Here is a 1,909-nt window from a genome sequence, read left to right on the forward strand (position 1 = left end):
CGCTTTGCCTAGTGCCGTCGACGATCGGCGGCAGCAAATGCCGGAGGTCGGCGACGCCGAGCACGTCGAGCACATCGTCGGAGTAATCGCGCGTGCGGAAATCGCCGAAGGTGAAGGTCCCTTCCGAAGGGTCGGTGGCGCGCTCGCCGGTCAGCTTGAAATAGAGCCAGTCCTTGCAATGGAATGCCGTCGCGGCGCTGGCAAGCATTGCCGGCATGTTTCGTTTCATGAAGACGAACTGCGATCCCTGCTGGCAGGCGGCAAGCCCGCTGCCGGTCTTTTCGAAGCGCAGTCGGTCCTCCGGCCGGGCGCGGATCTCCTCGACCTCCCTGGCGGCGCGCGCGTCGAGCCACAGCCAGCCTTTGGCGACTGGCTCGCCGCCCTTGTCGATCAGCCACGTGCCGTCGCCCTGCCCAGTCACCGCTATGGTGATTACCCGGTTAGCGAGGTCCGGCACCTTGTCGGCCAGCTGGCGAAGCGTGACCGCCGTATCGGCCCAGGTGCGCGCCAGGTCCTGTTCGGCGCCACCGCCCGGCAGCGTCTCGTAGCGGTTCGGCAGCGCGGTGGCCGCGATCTGCCGGCCCGCCTTGTCGAAAGCGACGGACTTGATGACAGACGTGCCGGCGTCGATGCCGATCAGCACATCCCGCATCAGGCAAGCTCCATCCCGTGCGAAATCGCCCTGCCGTCCGCCTGGTCGAAGACGTGCAGGTTCTTCGGGTCGATGCTGACATTGATCGGCGCCCCTAGCTCGAGGCGGGTGCGGGCATGCTCGACCAGCACCAGCGAGCCGCCGGCGAAATCGGCGGCGATATGGGTCTGGTCACCAAGCCATTGGTTGGCCGAGACGGTGGCCGGCACGCCGTCCTTCGAGCGGCGTACCGCATAGGGCCTGACGCCGATGACGACGCGCTCGCGGGCAAGCAGTTGGTCGCGCACCGGGCCGCTGAAGGCGTCCTTGTCGTAGTCGAGCGACAAGCCGTCGGGCAGCCTCAGGCTGATCTTGCCGGCGACCGTGCCGACGAAGGCCTCGAAGACATTCATCGGCGGCTCGCCGACGAAGGTGCCGGTGAACAGGTTCGCCGGCCGCCGCTTGATCATGTCGGGCGTGTCGAACTGCTGCAGCACGCCGCCTTCCATCACCGCGATGCGGTCGGCGAGGGCGTTCGCCTCGGTCTGGTCGTGGGTGACGAGGATCGCGGTCAGGCCGCGCTCCTTGATGAAGTGCTTGATACGGCCGCGCAGCACGGCGCGCAGCTGCGGCTCGAGCTGGCCCATCGGCTCGTCGAGCAGGTGCAGGTCGGCGTTGCGGATCAGCGCCCGGCCGAGGCTGGCGCGCTGCTGCTGGCCGCCGGAGATCGAGCTCGGATAGCGCTCGAGGATGTCCTCAATCTCGAGCAACTTGGCGATGCTGGCGACCTTGGCGTCGACATCGCTCTTCGAAAGCCGCGCCGCCTTCAGCGCGAAGGCCATGTTCTCGCGCACGGTGAGCGGCGGATAGAGCGAGTAGCCCTCGAAGGCCATCGCCACGTTGCGCTTGACCGGCGCCAGTGTGTGCACCTTGCGGCCGGCGACGGCGATCTCGCCACGCGAAACCTCCTCGAAGCCAGCGATCATGCGCAGCGTCGAGGTCTTGCCGCAGCCCGACGAGCCGAGCAGCGCCACGATCTCGCCCCTGGCGATCCCGATCGTCAGGTTCTTCACCGCATGCACGCCGCGGTCGATCGGGCCGTAGAATTTGTCGACGCCGGAAATGGTGAGGGCGCTGGCGCTCATGCCGCTTCTCCGCTGCGCAAATTGACGACCCTATTGGCGCCGATGCGCTCGCCGCTCGCATGATCGAACAGCAGCGCGCTCTTGCTGTCGACGGCGATATGCGCCTTGCCCTCGGTCTGGCCCGGCGTTCCAG

General features: G+C 67.3%; 2 protein-coding genes. Both read right to left on the bottom strand.

The genetic code is table 11. From position 1 onward, the window contains the following. Positions 1-652, bottom strand: a 652-nt coding sequence (locus EN742_RS33540) for an FGGY family carbohydrate kinase (RefSeq protein ID WP_245492457.1), incomplete at its 3' end; no start/stop codon positions are given. Further along, positions 652-1,776: an ABC transporter ATP-binding protein gene (locus EN742_RS33545; RefSeq protein ID WP_128333804.1), complete on the bottom strand. Its 1,125-nt coding sequence runs from the start codon at positions 1,774-1,776 to the stop codon at positions 652-654. The genes EN742_RS33545 and EN742_RS33540, both read right to left, overlap by 1 nt. Positions 1,777-1,909 lie beyond the last annotated feature (133 nt).

It is taken from the genome of Mesorhizobium sp. M4A.F.Ca.ET.020.02.1.1 (assembly GCF_004022645.1).
Taxonomy (GTDB): Bacteria; Pseudomonadota; Alphaproteobacteria; order Rhizobiales; family Rhizobiaceae; genus Mesorhizobium.

Coding starts and splice junctions, on each gene's coding strand:
- EN742_RS33545 (WP_128333804.1), bottom strand. CDS start 1,776: ATGAGCGCCAGCGCCCTCACCATTTCCGGCGTCGACAAATTCTACGGC.